We start from the raw sequence: 18,372 nt of genomic DNA on the forward strand, positions 1-18,372 counted from the left end.
CAGGACGACGGTCTTCAGCCAACGCCCCTCGTGGTGGTTTGAAGCCTGCTTCCGCAAGCCGGCTCCGGAGGGCCAAACAACCTCCATCTCCCATACAGCACCGCAGTCCACGAGGCCGCCATCCATGTTTGCCTCGCATTTCCGCGTTCGTGTTCGCAAGAGGTGATCTCAACAAGGGTGGGAACGCTGATCGGGATGACACGGGCATCGCGTCCATATCATGGTATGGATTCGGCTATTGGTGGTCCTGTACCGTGCAGGTGAAGATGGATGACGGGAGGATGCTCGAAATCGAGACCGAGGGATCTATTATCCGCCCCGGCGACCACAATGCTCCGATTGTGGAGTCCTGCCAGAAAAACCGGCCGGCGAAGTGTGTATACACGCAGCCTGGAAACTTTGCCCTAGCCTTCGGTGTGCGGCTGCTGGGAATGGTAAGGGCGGCGGTGGTGGTGGTTATCGGTACTGCGGCAGCGATTGCCGTCGCGATATTCGCTCTTATCGGAGGGCGTCGAGGGGATGCTAAGACTGGAGAAGGCCACGGTTGGGATATTGTGCTAGAGATGGCGTAAGACGTTTGGGGCCACCGGGAGGCTAGATGCAGGTAAATATCAGCAAGGTGATTGAGGGGAGGCTGATTGCCGACGGTTGTGAGGTGGTCAAGGAAGAGCTTTGCGGTGACACCGTAACGTTTGGCTATACGCCTGAGTATAGATGGCTGTCTCGGATACACGTCCTTGCTGCTGTGGTGAACAGGCAGGCGGTGGCTGAGGTGGATGTCCGGAACTTCACCCTTGAGGTATTGGGGGTGGCCGATGGTATGGGCTGGAGGAACGGTCTCCAGTCGGGCGTACTGGTGATGCCGCTGATGGTGGCGTCTGTTATCGGGGACGAAATACCCGCCATGATGTCTCGACCGTTTCGCCTCGGGATTGCTGGTTTCGCGGCTCTGGCTCAACCTGCTGTCATAGATGCAAAGACTGGTCAGGTCTACACGTATCGCGGACGTCGCGTTATGGGCTACATTTTTTCGAAATTGATTAGTGATAAAGTCCAGCTCTATTTGGCTGAACTGATCGAGGACCCGAAGCTCTGAGCCTCGATCCACCGACGCGGTTTGTCTTGAGCAGGGTTGAATAGTTTCGGTATTGGGCGGTTTCGGAGCAGGTCGAGATCGCCGATGACGTGGTCGGCTTGCTCCGGATGCGGTTGTTCGGGGTGAGGCGGGGTTCGTGGCCTGTGGTCGGGCCGCTTGATGTCAGGTGGGTCTACCGTGGTCAGCCGGGTGCGGTGTGGGCTGCGGTGAACAGGTTCTCGAACGCGGTCTGCCAGGGCCAGTGCTGCGGTAGGTGCAGGTGGGTGGTGCGGGCGCGGTGCGCAAGGCGGGCGGCGAGGTTGATGATCCGGGTTCGGATGGTGGCGGGACGGGCGGTGGCGTAGGGGCCGGCGGCGAGGTGCCCGCTGGCGCGGGTGAGGTTGTGAGCGATGGCGGCGCAGGTCAGCCAGGCGTCGTTGGCGTTGAACCGGCCGGACGGCAGGTGCGCGAGTGGCCCGCCGATCAGATCCGCGTTGACCTGCTCGATGATTGCGTGGGCCCGGTGTTCGAGCAGGTCATGGGTGGCGCCGGCGCCGTCGACCCGGATCAGGATCTTACGTCGGTAGGCTACGGGCAGTTGCGCGATCGCCTCGCCCAGCACGCGGATGTGGTCGGTGACGGTGTTCGAGCCGGCGTTGCCCGGGCGCAGCAGCATGGCCAGGCTTTCGGTGGTGTTCGCGCACCACGCGCCGAGCGGGTGGAACCCGAAACCGCGTTTGAACATAGCCGCCGCGTTCTCCTTGTCACTGTGGGCGGTGATCAGGGTCGCGTCCAGATCGATGACCACCCACCCGGTCAGCACCTTCCCCGCGACCGCCAACCACGGGAAACCCTGCGGCCGGCGGGCGAGCAGGGCCCAGACCCGTGCCCTCACCTTCGCCCGCGCTTTGGCGATCTGACCGAGGGTGGTTTCGTCGAGGCCGGTCAGGGTGCGGCGCACGGTCGCCTCCGACGGCGGGTCGGCGAACACCAACACCTGGCGGGCGAGCAGCCGGATGTCGGACATGCTGGTAGCGCCGAGCACGATCGAGGTCGCCAGGCAGATCAGGACGGTGCCCCGGTCCCACCACCCCGGGCCCTTGCCGCGGGGCAGGACCTTGTTCAACCCGCTGGTCAGGCCGGTGCGGTCCGCGCACCGCCGCAGCAGGATCGCGCCTGCGTGCCCGACCAAACCCTTGCCGCCCGGGGCGACCTGCAACCGCTGATCCCAACCGCTATTCTTACTCACCTGAAGGGTGCACCCGATTCTGCTGTGGACTTGATCTAGACACTCAAATCCTTGCAGGTCAGGCGCACCCTTCTCTCGTCACCCTCGATGCATCAATTCCGCTCTGAACGGGCGAGGCCGGGGGCGTGTCGTCAGGACGTCGCCGACCCGGTCGCCAACTGCCTGGTCTGCTGTGCCGCCCATTGGGCGGCTGCCGCGGCGACCGGGATCGTCGGGTCCACCAACCACGCGGCCTCGAGGCCGTAGCAGAAAGCGATGATCTCCATTGCCTTGAGCTGCGGGTCGATGTCCTCCCGCATCTCGCCGCGCTCTTGTGCGGACCGCAGGGTCGCTGTCACGCGGTCGATCGTTGTTCGGTAGCCATCGACCAGCCGCGGGTGGAGGTCGGTGTCGGGGCTGACGTTTTCGCCGAGGACGACGGTGTTCATGCCGAGCAGGCTGGCCACCTTGCCGTCGTGCTGGCTGGGCCAGGTGGCCATGTGCCTGGCGATGATGTTGACGATCTTGATGCCGGGGTCGGGTCCGTCGCCCCACAGCCACTCCTCGGAGAAGGCCAGGTGGCGATCCATGACGGCGTTGAGCAGGGCCTCCTTGCTGCGGAAGTGATAGAGCAGCCCGGTCTGTGACACGCCGGCCTCGGCCGCGATGTCGGCGAGGCTGGTGCCGCGCGCTCCGTTGCGGGCGATGAATCGTACGGCGACGTCGACGATGCGGTCCCGTGTCTCCAGGCCCTTCGCCGAGGTCCTGGGCTTCTGGGCAGGGGACACGGTTGATCTCCTCGCGATGGTCGGGACGGTCATCGCCAAGCATAGACAAACCGACTGAGTACTCGGTAGCTTTTACGAAACAGACTGAGTACTCAGTCTGAAACAGTGGCGAGAGGCACGATCGAATGAGTGCAGCTTTCCGGCGAGGAACCCCGGCCGTCCGCGAGGAAGACACTCCGCTGCGGCCGCACGAGCAGGTGCAGGCCTTCCTGGACAGCTCCGGATCATCACCCGACCCGTGGGCCGCCGACATCGCGGCCGTGCGGGCGGACGCACGCGCGAAGGTCCTGGCCGTGACTGGCGAGCCGGCGCCGGTGGCCTCTGTCGAGTCGGTTGACGCGGACGGCGTACCGGCTCGGCTCTATCTGCCCACGGGCGCGGAACAGGAGGTGCTGGTCTGGGCGCACGGCGGCGGCTGGATTCACGGAGACCTCGACACCGCCGAGGGGATCGCCCGGGCACTCGCGAACCGGGCCGCGTGCGGGGTCCTGTCCATCGACTACCGGCTCGCGCCCGAGCACCCGTTTCCCGCCGGCTTTGACGACACTTGGACGGCCGTCACCTGGGCACGCCACAACTTCGGCAGCGTGGCTGTCGGTGGGGACAGTTCGGGCGGCAATCTCGCCGCGGCGGCCGCGCTCAAAGCACGTGATGAAGGCGTTCGGTTAGCCGCCCAACTCCTCGTCTACCCGGTACTCGACAGCGTCGAGAACACCGACTACAAGGTCGCGTTCCGGCGCCGGTACGAGACCTTCGCGGGCCAGTCGGGTTTCGGCTCCAACAGCTACCGTCGGCTCCAGTACATCTGGGCGACGTACGTTCCCGACCCAGCACAACGCAAGGCGTCGTATGTATCCCCGCTGCACGCTGAACCTGTGCGCGGTGTCGCGCCTGCGACGATCATCACGGCCGAACACGATTTCCTCCGCCGCGAGGCCGAGGACTACGCCCGGCGTCTGGAGGCGGCCGGCGTGCCGGTCGAGCTGACCGAGTACGCGGGGCAGATTCATGGCTTCTTCGAGATGTTCGCCGTGATGACCGACGCGCATCACGCCGTTGGCAAGGCTGGCGACGCCGTACGCCGCGCGTTCCAGTCAACCCACACCATCGAGCTTAAGGACTTCTCGTGCGATCGCTGACCCATTACTGCGGAACCCTCCGGGCGGCCGGCGTCGCCGCGGCGGCTGCCCTGCTGCTGGCCGCCTGTGCACCCGGCGGCAACTCCGAAGCCGGCCCGGTGCCGTCCAAGCCGGTCTCCACCGGTATCGGCAGTGAACCGGTCACCCTGAAGCTGCTCGTCACCAGCGGTGTAGACGTCCCGTTCTACACCGCTCTCGGCAAGCTGTTTCGCGCCAAGTACAGCAACGTGACTGTCAAGGTGGAGAACCAGGACTACGCCACCTTGACCACGACCATCGCGCGTACTCTCGCCGGGAACAACGTGCCCGACCTCGTCCGCGTGCCGCAGCTCGGCAACCTGACCAAGGACCACCTGCTGATCAACCTCGACCCGTATGCGGAGGCGTATGGGTGGCACGAGTGGCCGCAGTCGCAGTTCGCCTCCACCCGTGTCGGCCCGGACGGCAGACAGCGGGGGACGGGCTCGTTGTACGCTGCGGGCGCTGGTTTTGGCCTGACCGGGGTGTATTACAACAAGGCGCTTGCGCAGCGGATTGGTATGACGCGGCCACCGGCGACTGTCGCCGAGTTCGAGCAGTTGCTCGCCAAGGCGAAGGACGCCGGGCTGCAACCGATCATGATCAACGGCAAGGACGGCGGCAGCGTCTATCCGCTGCAGAACCTGGTGATGTCGTACGCCGGTGACGCACAAGCCGTCCAGGACTGGAACTACACCAAGCCCGGCGCGAGTATCGACACCGCGGCGACGGTCAGGGCCGGCACCACATTGCAACGCTGGGGACAGGCAGGATACCTGCCGGCCGACGTGAACGACATCGACCAGACCCGGGCACCGGCCGAGTTCATCAAGGGCAACGGCGTGTTCTTCCCGAGCGGCAACTGGCAGGCTCCGGGACTCGACAAGACCGGACCCGGTCAGTTCGGGTTTTTCCTGTTCCCGCCCGGCGTTGCCGGTGGGCCGTCGTACACGATGACCGCCGCCGCCAACCTAGGGATCCCGGCGAAGTCACCCAACGCAGACGTGGCGGCCGCGTTCCTGGACTTCGCGCAGACGGACCAGCAGGCGCGGCAGGAGACGGTCACCCTCGGCGGGCTGGCGCCGGCGGGACCGTCGGACGCGCCAGCTCCGACCACGCCCGAGGGGTCGGCGGTCGCCGCCACCGTCAGCGCGTTCCAGGAGTTGCTGAAGAGCAACGGGCTGGTCGGCTTCATGGCTGATGCGACGGCTTCGATCCACGTCAACAGCCTCATCCCGCAAACGCAGCTGCTGCTGGCCGGCAAGACGACGCCCGAGGCGTTCGCGGCCAAGGTGCAGTCCGACTACGAGCGCGATCTCGGGCGATGATCGCGGCGAGCCGACCCAGGGGTGATGCGGTGCCGTCCGTCCCGACCCCGGAGGCGATGCGGCAGGCATCGGCTATGACCGACCCGTCGAGCGTTCCTGCGGCACGACAACCCGCCGTCCGGCGCCCATCCGCACGCCGGCGGCGGAGTTGGAGCGCGCTCCTCTGGGTTGCGCCAGCGTTCGGTATGTACGGCGTTTTCGTGCTGTTCCCGATGCTCCAGTCCGTGCAGTACTCGTTCTACGACTGGGACGGCATCGGGCCAGCGACGCCAGCCGGACTGGACAACTGGAAAGCGATCTTCACCCAGCCGGAGCTGCTGCAATCCGTGGTGAACGCGTTCGTCCTCGTCGTGTTCTACACGGTCTTGCCGGTCGGGCTCGGTCTAGTCGCCGCGTCGTTCATCCGCGAACTGAAGCCCGGCGCGTTCAGCACCACCGCCCGGGTCGTACTGTTCGTCCCGCAGGTGCTTCCGCTGGTCGCGGCCGGTATCGCGTGGACGTGGATGTACTCCTCGGACGGCCTGGTCAATCAGGTCCTGCGCGCGGTCGGCCTCGATCAGTACACGCGTGCCTGGCTCGGTGACTTCACTTTCGCTCTGCCCGCGGTCGGTGTGATCGGGGTCTGGGTCATGCTCGGCTTCTGCACGGTGCTGCTGCTCGCGGGCATCGGCAAGATCGACCCGGCGCTGTACGAGGCGGCCCGGCTGGACGGGGCCGGGCCGGTCAGTGAGTTCTTCGCCGTGACGCTGCCCGGGTTGCGGCGCGAACTCGTCGTGTGCACGACGTTCACGATCATCGCCGCGCTGGCGAGCTTCGACGTCGTCCAGATCGCGACGCAAGGCGGTCCCGGCTACCAGACGATGGTGCCCGGCGTGCAGATCTACCGGATGACGTTCCTGCAGCAGCACGTCGGCCAGGCCTCGGCGCTCGCGGTGTTCCTGGCCGTCGTCGTGCTGTTGGTCATCTGGCCGATCCAGCGTCTCGGGAGACAGAAATGACCACATCGGGCCTCGCCCATCGAGTAACGCGCACTGGGATCCTGCTCGCGCTGATGCTGTTCGCCGTGGTGCCGCTGCTGAGTATGTTCACCACGGCACTGGCGGCGCCGGGCAGCACGCCGCAAGGCCTCAGTTGGCCGAGCGACCCACACTGGCACAACTTCGTCGACGCGTGGAGCGCGGCGAACTTCGTCGCGCTGTTCCGCTCGAGCACCCTCATCGTGCTTGGCGTCGTACCGGCCACGGTCGCGATGGCCACCGCCGCGGGCTACGCCCTCGCTCAGCTGAACGTGCCCTTCGGTAAGGCGATCTACGGTCTTCTCCTCGTCGGACTCACCCTGCCGTTCGAGGCGCTGATCACCCCGTTGTACTACGACCTGCGCAGCATGGGACTGCTCGGGACGCGGCTGGCGATCGTCCTGCCGCTCATCGGACTGCTCATGCCGTTCGGCGTCTTCTGGATGCGCGCACACTTTCTCGGCGCCGAGCCCGCGCTCACCGAAGCCGCGAAAGTCGACGGCGCGAACACCTGGCAGACGTTCCGCCGCATCCACCTGCCGCTCGCCACCTCGGCGTGGTCCGCACTATCTGTGCTCTTCTTCCTCGCCAGCTGGAACCAGTACCTGCTGCCCCTCGTCCTCGTCGACGACCCGACGAAGCGGACCGTGGCCGGCGGGCTGGGCGCCTTCCAGGGCCAGTACGGCACCGACATCGTGCTGCTCTGCGCCGGATCCCTGCTGATCATCCTGCCCTCGCTGGTGATCTTCCTGATCTTCCAGCGCAACTTCGTCAAGGCGCTGATGCAAGGAGCCGTCAAGTGACTGCCCGAGTCTCGCACCTGGAGGTTCCATCGCATCTGGCCGACCGACTGCGTCAACGACCCGGCAGGCCAACGCATTGCAGACGAGTACGGACACCTGCGCAGACGACTTCGAACATCGACATCATCCTGGCTGGCTGATCCCCATACCTGCTGCGGTGCGCTCCCGACATGCAGACGCGAGCGTCGGTTGATCACTCAGATCGCCGTAGCTGAGGTTCTGTGGCCTCGCATCGGCGCTTGGCCGTCAATTCGATGGCTGAGGTCCTCGGCGAACGCGTCGAGCCGAGACCGCAACTCGGCGTAGTGGCCGTGGCCGGATGCTAGAAACGGCCAGCGGACGTGGACGTAAACGGACAAGGCGCCGCCCGGTTTCGCCTGGCGTGGATCGGGGCGCAGTAACGGCGAGGAGTGATGCTCAGCTTGCGTGATCTGGGTCCAGACCGATCCCCGTGCTCAGAGACGGACAAGGGCCGGACCTCGAAGGCCCAGCCCTTGATCAAATACAAACCGCTGACGCGGTTCGCGCACTGCTACCTATGGTGGGCGATACTGGGATCGAACCAGTGACCTCTTCGGTGTGAACTCACGGCAAGCCGGTCGGATCGGGCTCGATACGAGGTCATCCGGCCTGGTGACGCCCGTTCCGGCCTGGTTCGGCCGGCACGGTTGCTGTACTTCGCTGCTGTACTTCCGGCGGCTGCCTGGTCCAGCCGATGAAACGGCGGTGCAGCGCACCGGCCGGTGCCCAGGGCATGTCCTCGGCGGCCTGGACAAGGTAGGCACCGAGGTACAGCGCCAGCGATACCGGCGCGTCCGCGTACTCCGCCCGCAGCTCCCGCCGCCGCGTCGGACACGGCCACGGCAGGTCACAGCCACCACAGCTCCAGATCGGCAACACCGGGCCATGGGTGGTCATCGCACACCACCCAGAAACCGGGCCACGCTCGCGCGGGCCTGCCTGCTGGTCGCCCAATCCACCTGCCAGCAGGGGTACGGGGCCAGCCGTGACCACCACGCCCGGCAACCGGCACACATGCCGTCTAGCCCTCGTACGTGCACGGCGAGGATGACTCGCTCCGGGCCGCCGGTCACTGCTCGCTCTCCTGCGGCCAGTGGCCCCGGTTGATGGGGATACGGTGCCGAGCACGGCACGGCAGGTCGGCTCCGCACCGGCAGACACGCCGCCACAGTTGCCACGACCACACGGGCCGATGCCGTCGGGCAAACGTCAACGCGGTGGCCGACAGGTACTCGTCGTACGAGACGCGCCGCACGTACCCTCCCTCGTCGCTCACGAGGGCAGCCTCTTCGCCCTCTGATTGAAAGGGACGCGGCGACCGGGCGTGACTCGCACCGCCCGCCGCATCCCGTGAGCGAGAAGCTACGGTCGGTTGCGCGTTGGAATGGGTAAGGTTCCTACCTCTGGATCATGAGACGAGTCCGACTCGGACCGCGAGGTCACGGGCGTCATCTCGGGTGGCACGCGGTCCGTCGAGCAGGTCCAAGGTGATCTGGCGGGCGTACCCGTTGAAGCGGATCGTCTCCGGGGCCGACTCATACGCCTGCCGCAGCGTCGCCACTGTCGCTTCCTGGTCGTCCTTGCCGTAGTGCGCACGCGCGACCTCGATCAGATGGCGTGCCCGACGCGGCCTCGACGGGATCGCCGCCGCATCGTGGCGGCGGGCCTGCCGCACCGCCTCGCCGGACTTCTGCAACTCCACCGCCACGGTCACCGCGTGAGCGCCCATGACGACCCGGGAAAACGACGTCTGCGGCTGGTAGAAGCCCTCCGGCAGACGCTGCGCCACCCGGTCCGCGCGATCCCAGTACCGCCAGGCCCGCCCCTCCTCACCGGCACGAGCAGCCGTGTAGGCGGCCTCGAAGTTCAGCGCGCCCCACAGCGCCAACAGATTGACGCTCCCGTCGGCGGCCTGCGGCTCCAGGGCCGACAGCACGTCCAGCGTCACCGCCATCGCGGTGTCCCAATCCCCGGCGTCCCGATGCACCTGGCACAGGAACCACCCCGCACAAGCGACCGCCTCCGGAACACCGGACTCCTGCGCCGCCACCATCGCCCGATCCGCCACCCGCCACAACAACTCGGCCGCCGGCTGGTACGCGATGAACATCTGCGCCAACCCGAGCGTCTCCGCCACCAGCGCCTGCGCCTGCCGCCGCTCATCACCCTCGTACACCAGCGCGGCACGCTGCGTGTCCCGCAGCAACCCCGGCAACAACCCGCCCAGCACCGTCCGGTGATCCGACGCCTGATGACGTGCCCGCCACGCCACCGCAAGCCGCTCCCTCAGCCTGGACAACGACTCCGGCTTGGCGTCGTCGGCGAACACGACACGGTTCACCGCATCCCGCACCGATGCCAACGCCGGATGCTCCGGCCCATTGACCACCGCAGACCGGTCACCCAGCTCCACGGCCAAGGCAGACACGTCGACCTTCAGAGCACGCGCGATCCGATCCAGCATGTGAATACGCGGCGGCAGGATCCGGTCCGTCTCCACCGCCTTGACCCACTCGGCGCTACGACCCACCAACCCACCGAGCACCGCCCGAGTCTTCCCGGACCGCTCCCGGTAGATCTTCAACCGCTGCCCGAACGTCAACTCCGGCAAGGAATCCACCCGGAACCTCCTCGCGTAGCGCCGGACGCACCACCGACCCATCGGGCCGCAATCACGCTCAACGCTACCGATCCGCAGGCTGCCTCATAACCCTCACGCGCCAGCCACCCCTGCATCCTGGGCGGGCACCCCGACCTCTCGCTTGTAAGTTCTGGGCGCTCTGTCCGGCTGGGTCTGTCCGCGTACGCAACGCAGGGCGATGATCCGTGCCCGGTCGCTGGCGGCTGGCCTCGTCCGGGCTGGTTGCTGTCACCGTTGCTGTCGATCGCCGCCCGTCGCCGCGAGCCGGGCACGCCGCTCCATTCGCCACCCGACGAGCCCGTAGGCCAGGAGAGGAAACGCGATCAGGAGGAAGCCGCAGCCCGCAACGAAAAGCCACGGCAGGATCCGGTCCCACTCCGCCCGGTCGGCGACCGGGTCCCTCCACGGTGGTTGGGGCTCCAGCAACGCGGGAGCACAGCACCCGACCACAACAGCTGCGACAAGCATCAGGGTGCCGGCGATGAGGGCTAGACGGGACCGAGACATGATCCGCACGCACCCCTCACCTAGGCCGGCTGTCCGGCAGCAATCCGCGTCAGCCTATGACAGCTGGCCGATCCAACATCAGCTTGGGAGTCGGGTTGATCTAAACCCACGGTGACTGTCTAACCGACCAGTGACTACGCCCTGTCGGATGAGAGCCCCGGCGGCATGTCGAGTCGGACCCCTGTTGACCCCTGCAACGGGCACGGGTCGGGCACGGGCTTGCCTCAAGCGTAGGGTCAGGCCGTGGACTACGGGGACTTCGGCTTCTTCGGTGGCGTCGCTGCACTGCTCTGCGGTGGGATTGGATGCATAGTCTTCGTAGGGGCCGTGGGAATGCTTGCGGTGAGATCGACCGGCAGGAGGCCGCCTGATGCCCGGACGCGCCCGCGCCAACGGGGAAGGGTCGATCTTCCCGTACCGCAACGGCTTCGCCGCGTACGTCTGGGTCACCAAGCCGGACGGGAAACGCACCCGCAAGTACGTCTACGGCAAGACCCGCGACGCCGTGCACGACAAGTGGATCAAACTGCACCAGCAGGCCAAGGCCGGACCGGTGGCAACCAGCGTGCCGACCGTCGGCAGCTTCCTCACCTACTGGCTGACCGAGATCATCGAGCCGCACCGGGCACCGCTGACCTACGCCACCTACGAGACGTTCGTCCGCCGCTACCTCTCCCCCGGCCTCGGGGCCAAGCGGCTCGACCGGCTCCAGTCGCGCGACGTGCAGACCTGGATCAACCAGGTCGCCCGCACCTGCCAGTGCTGCGCCCAGGGCAAGGACGCCGCCCGCCGCAAGGAGAAGCGGCGCTGCTGCGCTGTCGACCGCTGCTGCCAGGCCGTCCCGTCGACGCGAACGGTCAGCGACATCCGGGCCGCGCTGCGGGCCGCCCTCACCCACGCCCAGGCCGAAGACCTCATCACCAAGAACCCGGCCGTACCGGTCACCCTCGCCACCGTCCGCCGTCGACGCGGCAAGTCCTGGTCCAGCGACGAGGCCCGGCGGTTCCTCGAATCGGCTCGCGCCGATGCCGACCCGCTCTACGCCACGTACGCCCTGGTCCTCGTCACCGGCCTACGCAAAGGCGAAGCCCTCGGCCTCACCTGGGCCGATGTCGACCTCGACGCCGGAGAGCTGACCATCGGCCGACAACTGCAACGCGTACGCGGAAGGCTCCTGCACCGCGATACCAAGACCCAGGCGTCCGACGCCACCCTGCCCCTGCCCAGCATCTGCTTGGCCGCGCTCAAGCTGATAAACGAGCAACGCGACGAGGCACGGGCAGCCGCCGGTAAGGCGTGGCACGAGAATGGCCTCGCATTCACCACCCGCTATGGCGCACCAATCGAACCGCGCAACTTCCAGCGATCCTGGCAGACGAGATGCGACAGAGCAGGGGTCCGCCCGATCACCGTCCACGACGCGCGGCGGACCTGCGCCACCCTCCTGGCCGACCTCGACGTCCACCCGCGAACCGCCATGCAGATCCTCCGGCACGCCCGCTTCTCCGTGACGATGGAGATCTACACGCAGGTCTCGTCGCAGGCGACCAGGGACGCACTCAAGCGCCCCGGCGATTCACTCGCGCAATGAGCGGACTGCTGTACTTCGCTGCTGTACGGGCAGCAGAAAGGCCACCTTCATCGATGGAAGGTGGCCTTTGACATGCGTGGGCGATACTGGGATCGAACCAGTGACCTCTTCGGTGTGAACGAAGCGCTCTCCCGCTGAGCTAATCGCCCTCAGCGCGCACGACTCTACCCGATCCAACGATCGGACCGCGAACCCGGGGTCAGTTCGTGGCGAGGTAGTGCAGCACCTGGGCGATCACGTCGATGCCGAGGCTGTACTTGATCGAGAGCAGGGCCACGGTGCCGACGAAGAGGAGGCCGACCGAGCCGATCACCAGGCGTACGGCGAGTGTCTGCTTCTTCACCCAGTCCGTCCAGCCGTAGACGTGGCGGCGGGTGAAGGCGAGCAGTCGCTTGGCCCAGTGGAACTCCACGGCCCAGATGCCCAGCCCGGCGATCACGAGCAGCCAACCGGGGCCGGGTAGCGGGATGAGGGCGACGCCGATGGTGACCACGAGGGCGCCGAGCACCCCTATCATGATCTTGAGTGCGACCCGGCCGGTGGGGTTGGCGCGGATCAGTGCGAGGGTGGTGGATATTCGTTGCCGCCAGGGCGGCGGGTCGCGCCGCTCGGACACGACGACACCCCCCTCTGCCTCCGCGACCCCGTTCACCTCGCCGGGGTCGCCCCGCCCTGCCGGTTTGCCCCGCCCGGTGGAGCCATTCCTCCCGGCGTAGCCGCGCCCGTTACGGCCGGCCCGCCCGACGGTCGCCGGCCCTCGCTCGGCCGTCGACCCCCGATCACCTGCCTGGCCGCGATCGGCGACCGGCCCGCGATCACCCGCCGAGCCACGGTCACCCGCCGGGCCACGATCGGCGGCCCGCCCGCGATCAGCCACCGGGCTGCGCTCGGGCGTCGAGCCGTGATCACCCGCCCGGCCGCGATCGGCGACCGACCGACCGGCCCGTTCGCTCTGTTCCTTCGGCACCCCGTACCCCCGCTGTTCGGCTGCGCGGACCGCGACGTTCGACGGACCCCGCGCGGCCACCGGATCCACTGAGGATCGCTTCTTGACCATTTCACCCCCCAGTGTTGCGCGGGCCCGTCACTGCAACGGCCGACTGGACGTTACCGGAGTAAGTCGACGGCTGAACAAACCCGACGCCGGGCAGGATGAACCCACTGGGCAGAACGGGAAATTCTACATGAATTCTCACATTCACGTGGTCTTTCCGACCCCCTTCCCACCACTGGGTGAAGTCAGCGCATGGCGGAGCGTAGCCAGGAGTAGCGGCTGAGTATGGGAAAAGCGGGACACGCGCGTTCCGCAGCGGTGCCGGGGGGAGAACGTTCATGAGTGTCATTCGACCGACGACCGTAGAGGTCGAGACGTCGCTAAGGCTCGTCGCACCTGACGCCACCGCCTTGCCGGTGCGCGCCAGTCTGCGCTACGACCCTGCTGACCCGTATGCGGTCCATGTCCTGTTCCATGCCGAATCGGCCGGGGGTGAGGCGGTGAGCTGGTCCTTTGCCCGCGAGCTGCTGGTCACCGGGCTGGACGAGCCGGCGGGCATCGGGGACGTGCGGGTCTGGCCCTGGGCCACCCCGCGCGGCGACTTCGTCGCGTTGGCGCTGTCATCGCCGGACGGCAACGCGCTGTTCGAGGTGCCGCGCAGCGTGCTGGTGCGGTTCCTGCGACGGACCTACGTCGTCGTCCCGCGCGGCCGGGAGGCCGAGCACCTGGACGTCGACACGGCGGTGAACCGGCTGCTCGCTGGTCGCTGACCACGACGAGGCCGGGGCCGCGCGGATCTGCCGAGTCCGCGCGGCTCCGGCCTGTCCGGGGTACGCGGACAGCCTCGACCATCCCCGCCACGGCCCGGCCCCGCGGCCGGGCCGCACACGGCCATGGTCGAGCGGTCGTTCAGCCGTGCGTGGTGATGCCCCCGTCGACCGGGATCACCGCGCCGGTGAGGTAGGCGCCGGCCCGCGACGACAGGTAGATCGCGGCGCCGGCCATGTCCTCCGGCCGGCCGACCCGGCCGAGTGGCACCTGGGCCTCGATGGCGGCCCTGGCACCGGGGTCGTCCAGCGCGAAAGCCATCATCTTGCTCTCGAACGGGCCTGGCGCGATCGCGTTGACGGTGATCTGCTCGCCGGCCAGTTGGTGGGCCAGGCTGCGGGTCAGCATGTGCACCGCCGCCTTGGTCGCCGAGTAGGCGTACACCTCCATCGACGGCACCCGGATGCCGTCGATCGAGCCGATGTTGATCACGCGGGCCGGGTCGTCGGGGCCGGCGGCGGCGCGCAGGGCGGGCAGCAGCGCGGTGGTCAGCCGGAAGACGGCCTTCACGTTGACCGCCCACAGCTTGTCGAACGCGCTCTCCGGGTAGTTTTCCAGCGGTGCGCCCCAGGTGGCGCCGGCGTTGTTGACCAGCACGTCGAGCCGGTCGACGCGCTCCCGGACGGCCGCGGCGAGGTCCGCCGCGCCCTCGTCACGGCCGAGGTCGGCGGGGATCGCCTCGCAGCGGCCGTGCGCGGACAGGTCCTTGGCGACCGCCTCGCAGACGTCCGCCTTACGCGAAGAGATGATCACGTGGGCGCCGGCGTGCACGAAGCCTCGGGCGATCATCAACCCGATCCCCCGCGAGCCGCCGGTGACCAGGACGGTCTTGCCGTCGACCGAGAACAGATCGTTCATGCCCATCCCCCTCGCGAACCGGCCGGACCGCCGGATGTCGGGGCCGCCGTCTCGTGCCGATCGGGCGCCACGACGACCAGATCACTACCGCTGGGTAACCTAGCCGCCAGCCCCGCCCCGGAACAACCCCGCCCGCGGAAAGCCGACCCGCGGGCGACCGCCCGCCGCGGGCCGCGGGGCCGTCCGGCGACCGCAAGGGTGCGCACGGCCCGGCGGGCGGCTAACGTCGCAGGTGATGGTCCCTTCCGGTCACCACGCCACGGCCCTGCCCGGTGCCGCCGCCGACCCGGTGGGGATCAGCACGATCACACTGTGTGCTCTGGCCCCCGACCCTGGGTGGCGGCGTCCCGTCCTGGTGGACCGAGAGTTGATCGTGTTGACGACGAGCGGTCACGGTTTCGCCGAGGTGGATTTCCGGACCCTGCCCTGCCGGCCCGGCACGCTGCTGCGGGTGCGCCCCGGGCAGGTGCTGCGCTGCGCGCTGCCGCAGCTGGACGCGACGGTGGTCCGCTGGCACCCGGAGGCGTTGCACGGGCTCGACGTCGACGCCGACGACGTGCCGGCCTGGGTTCAGCTCGCCGGCGAGGACGAGGACGCGGTCATCAACGAGGTGAGCCAGCTGACCGTGGACGCCGGCCGGCACCGGGACACCCCGGCGGCCCATAGCCTGCTGCGCCATCAGCTCACCGTGCTGCTGCTGCGGCTGAGCATGCTGACGTCCGGGACCGGGCGGGCGGCGCGCCCGGAGGAGGAGACCTTCCGGCGGCTGTGCCGGGAGGTGGAGCGGGGCTACCAACACACCCGCCGGGTCGAGGACTATGCCGACCGGTTGGGCTGCTCGGTGCGTACCCTCACCCGGGCCTGCCTGGCGGTCACCGGGCGCAGCGCCAAGCAGGTGGTGGACGAGCGCGTCGCGCTCCAGGCCTGCCGGTTGCTGGCCGCCACCGACGAGCCGATCGCCCGGATCGGCCGGCTGCTCGGTTTCACCGAGCCGACCAACTTCGGCCGGTTCGTCACCCGCGAGGTCGGGCTCAGTCCGGGGCGTTCCGGGCCGCCCGCGAGCAGCCCGCACCGGCGCCGGTGGTGCGTCCCCGCCCGCCCGTCGACGTGCGCACCGACGCGCACCGGGGCTGACGGGGCCCGATTGAGAGGCATGCTTCCCCCGTTGGGGGACGCCCGGGCCGGCGCACGTTGGGCATGATGGCAGGGTGCAGATCTCCGCGCGTGGCGACTACGCCGTACGGGCGACGCTGAGCCTCGCCGCCGCATACCCGTCGCTGCTGTCCACCCAGGCCATCGCCGCGGAGCAGGACATGCCGCGCAAGTTTCTCGAGGCGGTCCTGGCCGATCTGCGCCGGGCCGGCATCGTCCGGGCGCAGCGGGGCGCGGAGGGTGGCTACGCGCTGGCCAGGCCGCCCGGCGCGGTGACCATCGGGGCGGTGCTGCGGGCGGTCGATGGGCCGCTGGCCGGTGTGCGCGGCATGCGTCCGGAAGAGACGACCTACGAAGGGGTGGCCCAGCACCTGCCCGAGTTCTGGGTCGCGGTCCGCGCCGCGCTGCGGCGGGTGGTCGACGAGGTGAGCCTGGCGGACCTGGTCCGCGGCCGGCTGCCGGCCCACGTACGACGGTTGACCGCGCTGCCCGACGCCTGGGAGCCGCGCTGACGCCCACCGTCGGGCGGGCCTGCCGCCGGGTCCGGGAATCCACTGCGGACGGGCCTGGTTTGCCGGATCGTCGGGCTGGGCATCTTCGAGCCCGCAGGGGGACACGACGAAGGGAGGCCCGTGATGGGCCTGAGGATGCGCAAGCGCAAGAAGTTCGGTCCGCTGAGCCTGAATTTCACGCAGAACGGCTTCTCGTCCTGGAGCATCAAGATCGGTCGTTGGTCCTGGAACTCCCGGGCCAAGGCGCACCGGGTCGACCTGCCCGGCCCCCTGCACTGGACGCAGGACAAGTCCAGCTGACGCACCAGATCTTGGTACGGAACCGCCCCCGGAAGGGCCGTTCCGTACCAAGATCTGGTGCGGAGACAGGTCGGTGTCGTTGGTGGTCAGGCGGTTGACCGGGCGGGAGTGACAAGCACGTCGCCGCCGAGCCGCCCGCGCTCCGGCTCCCGGGTCACCGCGCCCGCGTCGAGCAGCGCGGTCAGCGCCCGCACCGCGTCCACGGCCCGGTACGCGGTGTCGGTCACCGCGTACCGGCGCAGCTCGGTGACCGTGCGCGGGCCGCGCCGCGCCAGCTCGTCGAGCAGGGCGCGGCCCAGCGGCGCCGGGTCCACCTCCTGAGTGGGCGACAGCGGTGCGCCCTGCGGGTCACGGCACCGCTGCCCGGTCGCCCAGAGGCTTTCCTTCATCGACTCCAGGCTGCGGTCCGAACCGGTGCCGAAGCCGATCCGCCGGCCGGCGTCGACCAGCTCGACGTCGGTCACCAGCGGGAACCCGGCATCAGCCAGGGCCAACCGCAGCGGTGTGCCCGCAGCGGCGACCACCAGCGCCTCGGCGGGCCGCCCGGTCGCCGCGGCGGTCAGCGCCACCGGGTCCACCGGGTCGGCGGCCTCCAGGTAGGACAGCACCGGTGCGCCCGCGGCGCCGGCCGCCCGCAGCGCCACCGGCAGCCGGCCGGGCGGGCCGGGCATCAGGTGCACCGCCACGTCGGCCGGTAGCCGCGCCTCGGCGGCACCGAGCCGGGACGGCAGCTCCTCGGTGCCGTCGGCGAGCACCAGGACGGTGAGCCGGCACCCGCGTAGCCGCGTGGCGTGCTCGCCGGCCAGCCGCAAAGTCTCCTCGGCGAGGTGGGCGTCGGCGCCGTCGTAGCCGAGGACGACGGTGGCCCGCCGGGCGCGGCGCAGCGCGTCGGGCACCCAGCTGTCCAGGTGGCGGAGGAACAGGTCGTGGCCCACGGCGTCGATCGGCATGCTGCCGTTCTACCGCACCGGACGCCCGCACCGGTGCGGTACCACCGGTGGCGCCGGGGACCGCTGGCGGCGCGAGGGCGGGCGCCGTGCCGGCTCAGGCCGGCACCGAGATCCCGACCCCGCCGCGGGTGTCGGCGCCGTAGCGGCGGATCTCGGCGGCCAGGTCCAGCCGGCCGATCCTGGTCCGGGCGGCGAGCGCGGCGTCGTCCAGCCGGTCGGCCGGCACCAGCCAGACCACCTCGAATTCGAGCCCGTCCGGGTCCTGGCCGTAGAGGCTCTTGGTGGTGCCGTGGTCGGACGTGCCGACCAGGGCGCCCGCCGCCGTGAGCCGCCGGGCGGTGACGGCCAGCTCGTCGAGGGTGTCAACCTCCCAGGCGAGGTGGTAGAGGCCGACCGTGGACCGGCCGGCGGTGGACCGGCCGGCGCGCTCGCCGATGGCGAACAGGCCGAGGTCGTGGTCGTTGGTGGAGCCGGGTGCCTGGAGGAAGGCGGCTCCCTGGAACCCGTCCGGGGTCATCGGCACCCGGCGGAAGCCCAGCACGTCGCGGTAGAACGCGACGCTGCGTTCGAGGTCGCCGACGTAGAGGACGGCGTGGTTGAGGCGATGGATTCCCATGCCACCG

18 protein-coding genes, 1 tRNA gene and 3 pseudogenes are annotated in these 18,372 nt (G+C 68.9%); 11 read left to right on the plus strand and 11 right to left on the minus strand.

What is annotated here, in order from left to right; all coding sequences use genetic code 11:
- Window positions 1-149 precede the first annotated feature (149 nt).
- The gene (locus tag KIF24_RS20675; protein WP_331461222.1) at window positions 150-572 is read left to right on the plus strand and encodes a DUF6346 domain-containing protein; all 423 of its coding nucleotides are present in this window, start codon (window positions 150-152) and stop codon (window positions 570-572) included.
- A gap of 26 nt (window positions 573-598) precedes the next feature.
- Window positions 599-1,096 (plus strand): hypothetical protein, encoded by a 498-nt coding sequence (locus KIF24_RS20680; protein WP_221085449.1) that lies wholly within the window; start codon window positions 599-601, stop codon window positions 1,094-1,096.
- A 181-nt stretch (window positions 1,097-1,277) separates the two neighbouring features.
- On the opposite strand, the pseudogene KIF24_RS35340 reads toward KIF24_RS20680, so the two are convergent.
- The 3 genes and pseudogenes from KIF24_RS35340 to KIF24_RS20690 form a co-directional block, all read right to left on the minus strand.
- Window positions 1,278-1,607 (minus strand): annotated as a pseudogene (locus KIF24_RS35340) (transposase); the annotation flags it as partial.
- A 3-nt stretch (window positions 1,608-1,610) separates the two neighbouring features.
- Window positions 1,611-2,324 (minus strand): annotated as a pseudogene (locus tag KIF24_RS34110) (transposase); the annotation flags it as partial.
- Window positions 2,325-2,455: 131 nt separating this feature from the next.
- A complete protein-coding gene (locus KIF24_RS20690) occupies window positions 2,456-3,124 on the minus strand; it encodes a TetR/AcrR family transcriptional regulator (RefSeq protein WP_221085451.1) in 669 nt (222 codons plus the stop codon).
- A gap of 92 nt (window positions 3,125-3,216) precedes the next feature.
- Between KIF24_RS20690 and KIF24_RS20695 the strand changes: the two genes are divergently transcribed.
- From KIF24_RS20695 to KIF24_RS20710, 4 genes are all read left to right on the plus strand, one after another.
- Window positions 3,217-4,230 (plus strand): alpha/beta hydrolase, encoded by a 1,014-nt coding sequence (locus KIF24_RS20695; RefSeq protein ID WP_221085452.1) that lies wholly within the window; start codon window positions 3,217-3,219, stop codon window positions 4,228-4,230.
- Window positions 4,218-5,576, plus strand: coding sequence for an ABC transporter substrate-binding protein (locus KIF24_RS20700; protein ID WP_221085453.1), 1,359 nt, complete (start codon window positions 4,218-4,220; stop codon window positions 5,574-5,576). The genes KIF24_RS20695 and KIF24_RS20700 overlap by 13 nt, the downstream gene beginning before the upstream one ends.
- 224 nt (window positions 5,577-5,800) lie before the next feature.
- On the plus strand, window positions 5,801-6,574 hold the full coding sequence (locus KIF24_RS20705) for a carbohydrate ABC transporter permease (protein WP_331461223.1): 774 nt from the start codon (window positions 5,801-5,803) through the stop codon (window positions 6,572-6,574).
- Window positions 6,571-7,395: a carbohydrate ABC transporter permease gene (locus KIF24_RS20710; protein WP_221085455.1), complete on the plus strand. Its 825-nt coding sequence runs from the start codon at window positions 6,571-6,573 to the stop codon at window positions 7,393-7,395. Before KIF24_RS20705 ends, KIF24_RS20710 begins: the two co-directional genes overlap by 4 nt.
- Before the next feature lie 621 nt (window positions 7,396-8,016).
- Here KIF24_RS20710 and KIF24_RS20715 read toward each other — a convergent pair.
- From KIF24_RS20715 to KIF24_RS20720, 3 genes are all read right to left on the minus strand, one after another.
- Window positions 8,017-8,313, minus strand: a complete 297-nt coding sequence (locus tag KIF24_RS20715; protein WP_221085456.1) for a hypothetical protein — start codon at window positions 8,311-8,313, stop codon at window positions 8,017-8,019.
- Window positions 8,310-8,717, minus strand: a complete 408-nt coding sequence (locus KIF24_RS34655) for a hypothetical protein (protein ID WP_331461383.1) — start codon at window positions 8,715-8,717, stop codon at window positions 8,310-8,312. Before KIF24_RS34655 ends, KIF24_RS20715 begins: the two co-directional genes overlap by 4 nt.
- A 107-nt stretch (window positions 8,718-8,824) precedes the next feature.
- Window positions 8,825-10,036: a helix-turn-helix domain-containing protein gene (locus KIF24_RS20720; protein ID WP_221085457.1), complete on the minus strand. Its 1,212-nt coding sequence runs from the start codon at window positions 10,034-10,036 to the stop codon at window positions 8,825-8,827.
- A gap of 898 nt (window positions 10,037-10,934) precedes the next feature.
- On the opposite strand from KIF24_RS20720, the gene KIF24_RS20725 reads away from it, so the two are divergent.
- Window positions 10,935-12,155, plus strand: a complete 1,221-nt coding sequence (locus KIF24_RS20725) for a tyrosine-type recombinase/integrase (protein WP_221085458.1) — start codon at window positions 10,935-10,937, stop codon at window positions 12,153-12,155.
- A gap of 77 nt (window positions 12,156-12,232) precedes the next feature.
- On the opposite strand, the gene KIF24_RS20730 is transcribed toward KIF24_RS20725, so the two are convergent.
- A tRNA-Val gene (locus tag KIF24_RS20730) sits at window positions 12,233-12,304 on the minus strand.
- Between the two features lie 50 nt (window positions 12,305-12,354).
- Entirely contained in the window at window positions 12,355-12,771 is a 417-nt protein-coding gene (locus KIF24_RS20735; RefSeq protein ID WP_221085459.1) for a TIGR02611 family protein, read from the minus strand.
- A gap of 716 nt (window positions 12,772-13,487) precedes the next feature.
- On the opposite strand from KIF24_RS20735, the gene KIF24_RS20740 reads away from it, so the two are divergent.
- Window positions 13,488-13,919 (plus strand): SsgA family sporulation/cell division regulator, encoded by a 432-nt coding sequence (locus KIF24_RS20740; protein WP_007457244.1) that lies wholly within the window; start codon window positions 13,488-13,490, stop codon window positions 13,917-13,919.
- A 139-nt stretch (window positions 13,920-14,058) separates the two neighbouring features.
- Here the strand turns inward: KIF24_RS20740 and KIF24_RS20745 are convergent, their stop codons facing one another.
- Window positions 14,059-14,835 carry a glucose 1-dehydrogenase gene (locus tag KIF24_RS20745; protein ID WP_221085460.1) on the minus strand — a complete coding sequence of 259 codons (777 nt, stop codon included), beginning with the start codon at window positions 14,833-14,835 and terminating at the stop codon, window positions 14,059-14,061.
- Between the two features lie 235 nt (window positions 14,836-15,070).
- Here KIF24_RS20745 and KIF24_RS20750 point away from each other — a divergent pair.
- The 3 genes and pseudogenes from KIF24_RS20750 to KIF24_RS20760 all read left to right on the plus strand — a co-directional run bounded on the left by KIF24_RS20750 (window position 15,071) and on the right by KIF24_RS20760 (window position 16,799).
- A pseudogene (locus KIF24_RS20750) lies at window positions 15,071-15,969 on the plus strand (helix-turn-helix domain-containing protein).
- 74 nt (window positions 15,970-16,043) lie between these two features.
- Window positions 16,044-16,499, plus strand: a complete 456-nt coding sequence (locus tag KIF24_RS20755) for an RrF2 family transcriptional regulator (protein ID WP_221085461.1) — start codon at window positions 16,044-16,046, stop codon at window positions 16,497-16,499.
- Window positions 16,500-16,622: 123 nt separating this feature from the next.
- Window positions 16,623-16,799: a DUF4236 domain-containing protein gene (locus KIF24_RS20760; RefSeq protein ID WP_221085462.1), complete on the plus strand. Its 177-nt coding sequence runs from the start codon at window positions 16,623-16,625 to the stop codon at window positions 16,797-16,799.
- Between the two features lie 86 nt (window positions 16,800-16,885).
- Here KIF24_RS20760 and KIF24_RS20765 read toward each other — a convergent pair whose 3' ends face one another.
- Window positions 16,886-17,749: a hypothetical protein gene (locus KIF24_RS20765; protein WP_221085463.1), complete on the minus strand. Its 864-nt coding sequence runs from the start codon at window positions 17,747-17,749 to the stop codon at window positions 16,886-16,888.
- Window positions 17,750-17,843: 94 nt separating this feature from the next.
- Window positions 17,844-18,365 carry a VOC family protein gene (locus tag KIF24_RS20770; protein WP_221085464.1) on the minus strand — a complete coding sequence of 174 codons (522 nt, stop codon included), beginning with the start codon at window positions 18,363-18,365 and terminating at the stop codon, window positions 17,844-17,846.
- Between the last annotated feature and the right edge of the window lie 7 nt (window positions 18,366-18,372).

The organism is Micromonospora tarapacensis (assembly GCF_019697375.1).
GTDB lineage: Bacteria > Actinomycetota > Actinomycetes > Mycobacteriales > Micromonosporaceae > Micromonospora > Micromonospora tarapacensis.

Bases quoted from the DNA above. Each gene is read 5' to 3' on its own strand.
- KIF24_RS20710 (WP_221085455.1), top strand. From the start codon at position 6,571: ATGACCACATCGGGCCTCGCCCATCGAGTAACGCGCACTGGGATCCTG.
- KIF24_RS20745 (WP_221085460.1), bottom strand. From the start codon at position 14,835: ATGAACGATCTGTTCTCGGTCGACGGCAAGACCGTCCTGGTCACCGGC.
- KIF24_RS20760 (WP_221085462.1), top strand. From the start codon at position 16,623: ATGGGCCTGAGGATGCGCAAGCGCAAGAAGTTCGGTCCGCTGAGCCTG.
- KIF24_RS20765 (WP_221085463.1), bottom strand. From the start codon at position 17,749: ATGCCGATCGACGCCGTGGGCCACGACCTGTTCCTCCGCCACCTGGAC.
- KIF24_RS20690 (WP_221085451.1), bottom strand. From the start codon at position 3,124: ATGACCGTCCCGACCATCGCGAGGAGATCAACCGTGTCCCCTGCCCAG.
- KIF24_RS20680 (WP_221085449.1), top strand. From the start codon at position 599: ATGCAGGTAAATATCAGCAAGGTGATTGAGGGGAGGCTGATTGCCGAC.
- KIF24_RS20695 (WP_221085452.1), top strand. From the start codon at position 3,217: ATGAGTGCAGCTTTCCGGCGAGGAACCCCGGCCGTCCGCGAGGAAGAC.
- KIF24_RS20725 (WP_221085458.1), top strand. From the start codon at position 10,935: ATGCCCGGACGCGCCCGCGCCAACGGGGAAGGGTCGATCTTCCCGTAC.
- KIF24_RS20715 (WP_221085456.1), bottom strand. From the start codon at position 8,313: ATGACCACCCATGGCCCGGTGTTGCCGATCTGGAGCTGTGGTGGCTGT.
- KIF24_RS20740 (WP_007457244.1), top strand. From the start codon at position 13,488: ATGAGTGTCATTCGACCGACGACCGTAGAGGTCGAGACGTCGCTAAGG.
- KIF24_RS20770 (WP_221085464.1), bottom strand. From the start codon at position 18,365: ATGGGAATCCATCGCCTCAACCACGCCGTCCTCTACGTCGGCGACCTC.